This window comes from Neolewinella persica DSM 23188, assembly GCF_000373105.1.
In the GTDB taxonomy this organism is placed as follows: domain Bacteria; phylum Bacteroidota; class Bacteroidia; order Chitinophagales; family Saprospiraceae; genus Neolewinella; species Neolewinella persica.
This window is the reverse complement of sequence record NZ_KB890425.1, coordinates 298417-305004: the sequence shown is the minus strand read 5'-3', so window position 1 is coordinate 305004 and position 6588 is coordinate 298417. Positions and strand designations below refer to the sequence as shown.

The 6588-nt window shown below is 53.3% G+C and carries 4 protein-coding genes; 2 read left to right on the top strand and 2 right to left on the bottom strand.

The annotated features are described in order from the left end of the window. Positions 1-1796: T9SS type A sorting domain-containing protein (locus tag B036_RS31930; RefSeq protein WP_169435050.1), on the top strand; the 1796-nt coding region annotated here is incomplete at its 5' end. Positions 1797-2067: 271 nt separating this feature from the next. Continuing rightward, positions 2068-2352 (top strand): hypothetical protein, encoded by a 285-nt coding sequence (locus B036_RS0110245; RefSeq protein ID WP_157472110.1) that lies wholly within the window; start codon positions 2068-2070, stop codon positions 2350-2352. A 53-nt stretch (positions 2353-2405) separates the two neighbouring features. Here the strand turns inward: B036_RS0110245 and B036_RS0110240 are convergent, their stop codons facing one another. Together B036_RS0110240 and B036_RS0110235 are read right to left on the bottom strand one after the other, a co-directional pair. Further along, entirely contained in the window at positions 2406-5447 is a 3042-nt protein-coding gene (locus B036_RS0110240; protein WP_020568620.1) for an efflux RND transporter permease subunit, read from the bottom strand. A gap of 68 nt (positions 5448-5515) precedes the next feature. Then, the gene (locus B036_RS0110235; RefSeq protein ID WP_020568619.1) at positions 5516-6571 is read right to left on the bottom strand and encodes an efflux RND transporter periplasmic adaptor subunit; all 1056 of its coding nucleotides are present in this window, start codon (positions 6569-6571) and stop codon (positions 5516-5518) included. Positions 6572-6588 lie beyond the last annotated feature (17 nt).

Here is a 6588-nt window from a genome sequence, read left to right as displayed (position 1 = left end):
CCCGCCACTGGGAAGCACCGGCCCTGCCGGGTACTTATAACTTCAGTCAGACGCTGACCGTCACCGATTTTGGCGGCAACATCGTCACGGCTACCGTCACCTACATCGTCATCGTTCAGGCACCGATGGTAGACATTGAATTCGGTGTAGCCAATCAAAACGATGTTTGCCCCAACCAGCCTATTGCCCCCAACTGTCCCGTGCCTTATGGTGCGGCAAATGGTCAAGTAGTAACCGTAGGTGCCGGAGATACCCTGACCACGCGTTTTGCCTGGACGAATACCGGGCTCGGCGAATACGACCTCATCAACGTAGTTGATCAGGATGGTTTCCAAATCGCCAACACCGGCTTCGATCAGGAGCCCGGCCAAACCCTGATTTCCTCCCGTCACTGGGTAGCGCCAGGTGCTAATGGTACATACGATTGGAGCCAGACCCTTACCATTACCGATATGGGTGGAAACGTGATCACCAGAACCGTCACCTATCAGGTCATCGTAGATTGCAATATTTCAGATCTCGCCGCACCTACCGCTCTTTGCCAGGATCGTACCGTCAGCCTGAGAGATGGCCAAACCGTCAACATCAACGCCGGCCAGATCGATGACGGTAGCTTTGATGGTTGCGGACAACTAGCGGGTGGAGGCATTGACATTAGCTCCTTCACCTGTGCAGACGAAGGGGTCAATATCGTGACGCTTACCGTCGGAGACCTTCGCGGCAATTCTGCCACCTGTACTTCCGAGGTAACCGTTGTGGTGGATGATGCCATTTACGAAGGCCCTAACGGAACTTGTGTTTCTACTAGTGCTGCCGTTGCCGGCGGCCAGGCCTGGTACGACATCACGGCACCAAACGGTAAGATGATCGCCCAGGTAATTATCGGGAACAACACGAATATTACTTCGGTGATAGCGAATATTTACAAGTCGGTGGAAATGACCGAAGAGGAGAACGGGTTGCATTACCTAAGCAAGCGGATCGACCTGAAAATGATTGGCCCCGGAGGAAACCAGGTACAGCCAAATAATGAGCCAATCTACGTTCGCCTTTACTACACCGAAGCAGAGCTGGGTGCGCTTATGGCTGCTTCCCCAGGCTCTAATTCCTCGACGTTCACCATCGTGAAGACCAGCGATACAGATTGTGGAACCGGCTATTCGGGCACGAATGCCAGGGAGATGAACGTGTCTTTTAATGGCACGGGATGCGCAGGAGAAGACGCCTACTTCGAGTTTTTCACCGGCTCGTTCTCTACCTTCTACCTTTTTGCTAACAACGCCATTCTACCCGTCGAGCTGACCGAATTTAACGCCCGGGAAGTGGATAAGCAACGGGTACAACTTGACTGGCAGACCACCATTGAAACCGACAACAGCCACTTTGAGGTTACGCACAGCACTGATGGTCGTACGTTCGAGGTTTTGGGCGAGGTCGCAGGTGCAGGGAACAGTACAGCGGAGCAGGCTTATGGGTTCCTCCACAAGACACCGGCCGTTGGGCTTAATTACTATCGCCTCCGGCAGGTGGACTACGACGGTACCGAATCGCTTAGTAAAATTCGCGAGGTCAACATCTCCGGAATCCCCACCCTCTCCCTCTACCCAAACCCAACGGTGGATGCGCTGCGCATCAAGGGTTTTGCTGGCGGCCCGGTTCGTGTCATTGACCAGCAAGGGCGTAGGGTACTTCAACGTAACCTCGCGGAGTTTGAACCCCTTAGCGTTCAAGCCTTACCGGCTGGCGTCTACGTTGTACAAATTAAAAATGAGGCATTGCGGTTTGTAAAACATTAATCGTTCGTCCAGCCTGAAGGTTGGAGAACAGAAAAGATGCACATAGTTCCCGACGAGCATCGGGTTCTCCCCATCGCGTTTCGGCGCGGTGGGGTTTTTAAATTGTGCGCCGTTTCTGGTAGTCTATTTATTGGTCTACCTAAAGCAATTATCTTTCGGAGGGTTTTTACCTGGTTTTGTCGATTGGATTAGCCTGAGCCCTCCTTTCCTACGAAATTACCTGCATCACCAAACCAAATTAACCATGGGTGGCGGAGGATCAGCAGCAGCAATGAACCACAGCATACAGGCCAACAAGGCTTTGCGGCGTGGCAGGAATAGTCTTTTTGAGCGGCCGGTAACCCGGAGTTATGGGAATCGAAAAAACCTTCCCAAAAGAGAGCCGGTGCCTATCCAGGTCCGGGAGCGATTCCGGGAACAGCTAAAGTGGGAACGGCGTGCAGAACTCAGGAAATGGTCGCTGAGTTTTGTGCTCGCAGTCTTGTTCTGCTACCTGGCCTGGACATACGGAAATGACGTCATTGGTTTGATTGTCTACCAGCCGGGAACACCTTAGTAAAATAACTTCGAAAGAAAGGCAGATCAGGCCAATGAGTCGTTGACTAAGCCCTACTCCCTGGTCAACCAGCCATACAGTACCGGTACGACGAGCAAAGTCAGTAAGGTTGAACTGATCATTCCCCCGATGATCGTCCAGCCAAGGGGAGACCAAAGACTCGTTGCCTGTGCCGTCAGCGGAAGCAGGCCAAGGATGGTGGTTAGGGTTGTCAGTACGATGGGCACGAAACGGCGCTCGCTGCCCAATCGGATGGCATCGCCAAGGGCCATTCCTTCGGCTCGAAGTTGATTCATATAGTCCACCATGATGATGGAGTTATTGACCACGATACCGATCAGGGAGATGAAGCCAACGAAGGCGAAGAAGCTGAAAGACCAGCCCGTCAGCCAAAGCGCAACGAAGCTTCCCGTCACCGCCAGAGGGATGGCGGAGAAAACGATCAGCGGTTGTAATAAGGATTTAAACTGGAGGACCAAAACGGCGAAGATGGCCAACATGGCCAGGACCAGGATGATGCCAAGTGTTCCGAAGGTCGCCTGTTGGTCTTCGTACTCCCCGCCTACGGTAAATTTGTAGCCAGCGGGCCAGGTCATTTCCTCCAGAGAAGCGATGATTTCTTCGGTAATGGGAACCGTTTGGTCGGCATTGGCAACGTCTGCCGTCAGGCTGGCGATGCGTTCCAGGTTGTAGTGGCTGAGGGTAGCGGGGCTGTTGACGAACGAGACGTCGGCTACCTGCTGCAATGGTACCTGCGCTCCCGTTGCGGTGGTAAAGTAAACCCGGTTAAAGTCTTCTATGCCTGGTGCGTCATCGTCGAAGGCGATACGAACATTCAACGGGTATTCTTTACCGTCGGCAAAACTGACCTGGTCAAAGGTCAGGCCGGAGAGGCTGGCCAGTACGACCTGGTCGAAATCTAGTGTAGACAGTCCGATGAGCCCGGCTTTGTCGCGGTTCAGGTCTAGCTTCAGGTCTGTTTTCCGGTCCTGCAACTCATTTTTCAGGTTAATCACCCCTGGCGTTGCGGCCATAATACCGGCGGCCTCTTCCACCAATTCTGCCACTTTTGCTTCATCGGGACCACTGATGCGAAATTCCAGCGGGGCTTTGACGGGGGCACCGTTCTTCAGCTCCTGAAAAGTGATTTCTGCACCTGCGTACGCGCCCAAAATATTTCGCAAATGTCGTAAGGTCCCATAGAATCCTTCCGGGTCCCAGTGGGTAAAATTGACGAGAACCTGTCCTACATTCTTTTTGTAGTTGCGCGGAATCCGATTGTAGTAAATGAAGGGATTTCCGTGGCCGATGTTGGCCGTATAATCCTTTACGTATGCCATCGAATCCACAATGGACTCCACAAATCGGACGGCATCATCCGTAGCCTGTAAATCACTTCCCGGAGGTGTTTCGATATCGATCAGCAACAATGGTTTATCTGCCGTGGGAAAAAAGCTGACGCCAATACTTGGAAAGAGTGAAATAGCGCCCACCAACATGGCAATGGCTACCAGGATGATGATTGCCCCACGGCGAAGGCTCCAGTCCAGGGCAGGCCTGTAAACATTGGCCACGAAATATTCCAGCGCCCGTTGTGGCAAAGGTGACTTCCGGTTCTCCCGGTAGCGCAGCAATTTGGAAGCCACAAGCGGAGAGAAAGTAAGGGCCAGCAAAAGGGAAATACCCAGGGTGAGCATGACCGTTACCGGCAAAGATTTAAGAAATTCTCCCGGACCTCCCCCCAACTGCGTCAGGGGAAAGAAGGCCAGCAGGGTGGTTACCGTAGAGCTAACGATGGCCCAGCCGACTTCGCCGGTACCCTTCGCCGCAGCTTCCGCCGGCGAGAGCCCCTCCCGCAAATAGCGATTTATGTTCTCGATCACCACAATGCCATTATCCACCAGCAACCCAAGCGCAATAACGAGTGCGGCGATACTGATTTGTTGCAACGCAAAGCCGTTGGCGTTCAGCAAAGCCAGCGAAATGAGGATACAAAGCGGGATAACGATCATCACGATAACCGATGCCCGGAAGCCCAGGAAGAGTAGAATGATGATGCCAACCAGAACAACGCCCTGCAGAAGGTTCCCGAAGAAGTCAGAGATCCGGGCACTCACTGCCGGCGCCTGCTCAAAAGCCGTTTGCAGGCGGACAGTAGGAGGAAGTTCCCGCCGGGCCAGTTCCAGTGCTTCGTGGATTTCGGCATTCACCTCCACGATGTTACTTTCCCCTTCCAGCAGTACGGAGAGCAGCAGCGCTCTTTCGCCGTTGTAACGGGCGCGCCAGCGCTCATCTTCGTAAGCGTAGCGAACGTCGGCGATGTCTTGCAAATACACCAGCTTACCCGCGTTACTGCCAACTACTGTATTCCGTAATTCCGCCATCCCTTCATAGCTGCCGCTGGTTTTGATGCTGAAGTTTTGCGTAGCTGCGCCCAGGTCTCCACCCGGAATATTGGCGTTGTTCTGTTGCAATATCCCCAGCACACTTGCCGGTGGGATGTTTTGAGCAACACATCGCTGAAAATCCAGGCTCACCCTCACTTGTCGTTCCGGGTAGGCATCTAACTTAACGCCTTTGACGCCCGCAATCCCCTCCAGGCGTTCTTCCACAGACTCCGCAATGGTCTCCAACTCATGAAATGGAGCCGCCGGTGACGTTAGGGCTATTTGGTGGACCACCGCCCGATCCTCCTGCTTGAATTGCTCAAAATCGTAATAAACGATGCCAGCGGGTAGTTGATCCCGGATGGTATTCAGTTCCCGTTCAATCTCCACCCCTTTCTCGTCCCAATCATCCAGGGCGTAACTCGCTTCAATTCGAAGGGAGGCAATCCCTTCAGCTATTTCCGCTACGACAAAGTCAATGTCATCGATGTCTTCAATTACATCCTCCAGCGGGTCAACGACCAGCTCTTCCATATCCTCCGGGCTCGTGCCGGGATAGACAATGGTTACCAGATAAGTTGGGATATTGATGCTTGGATCCTCTGAGCGAGGCATTCCCTGATAGGAAAGTAATCCTATTGCCGTAGCGATCAGGGTAAGTACCAGGACGAAAGCGCCGTTTTTGACGGACCAATTGGGAAGTTGCATTTGTTCGGGTTGTCGAGTTATCGGTTGTCGGGTTGTCAGTAACAAGCCTGCGCAGGCCATCCTGGAACCTATTGCCGCTGAATGGCGGCGCCTTCGGTGAGATAGGCAGCGCCCATGGTGATGACTTCGGAGATTCCGGTGAGCTCTGCTTCCGGGACGACGAATTCGTCGTCCAGTAATCGGGTGAAGCGGACATTCTTTGCCCTAGCTTTTCCCTGGTCATCAGGATAGAAAATGCGAACGTAACGGCCTTCTCCTTCCACCAACGCGTCTAAAGGAAGGCGATAGTGTTTTGCCTGTTGAGACGGAAAAACCTTAGCTCTGCCAATAAATCCATTTCGGAGCGTTCTGCCCTCGGGGTTAAGCGTCAATTCTACTTCGAACGTACCGGTACGAGGATCCGCTGCGGCGGCTATTTCCGAAATAACTGCCGGTACTATGGCGCCCTGGTAAGCGTCCAGTTTCACTTCAGCACGATCCCCCATGGCCAGCGTCAGTACATCCCGGTCAGCAACACCAACCCGTAGAACGTAGCTACCACTTCCCTCTCCAATCATCAAAAAGACGGGATTACCAGGGCCGATTAACTCTCCTCGTTCCGCAAATCGTTTTACGATCCGGCCACTAACCGGTGCCGTGATCTTTGCGTAGGCTTGGTTGAAGCCGGCAATTTCCAAATCGGAGATAGCGACTTCCAGCGCTGTGGTAAGTCCTTCGACTTGCTCGAGGGTGGCCGCCTGTTCAGCGTAAAGTTTCTTTGCCCGTTCCAGGTCACGTTCCAGTTTCTCGGCAGCCTGCCGCGCCTTTCGTACCTGGGCGTCAATTTCGGTGGCGTTCAGTCGCGCCAAAACTGTTCCCCGGCGGACGTACTGCCCTTCTTTGGCGTTGACCTGGCTAATGATACCGCCTATTTTGAAGGACAACTTAGCCTCTTCTTTAGCGCCAATCGCACCACCGGCCTCAATGGGAATAACTTCGGTACTGAGCGCAAGCGGAACGACTTTTACCGGCACGGGCGCATCAGCAGGTGCCATAGTTGCTTCCTGACCTGGATAGTCTGTTTTACAGGCCGTAAGGGACAAAAGGAGGAAAGGGATAAGGGCGGAAAGTAAGCGTAGGTTCATCACTTAATTTTTTGGAG

What these genes read in the sequence shown, in the direction of transcription:
- B036_RS0110245 (WP_157472110.1), top strand. Translation starts at nt 2,068, where the DNA reads ATGAACCACAGCATACAGGCCAACAAGGCTTTGCGGCGTGGCAGGAAT.
- B036_RS0110240 (WP_020568620.1), bottom strand. Translation starts at nt 5,447, where the DNA reads ATGCAACTTCCCAATTGGTCCGTCAAAAACGGCGCTTTCGTCCTGGTA.
- B036_RS0110235 (WP_020568619.1), bottom strand. Translation starts at nt 6,571, where the DNA reads ATGAACCTACGCTTACTTTCCGCCCTTATCCCTTTCCTCCTTTTGTCC.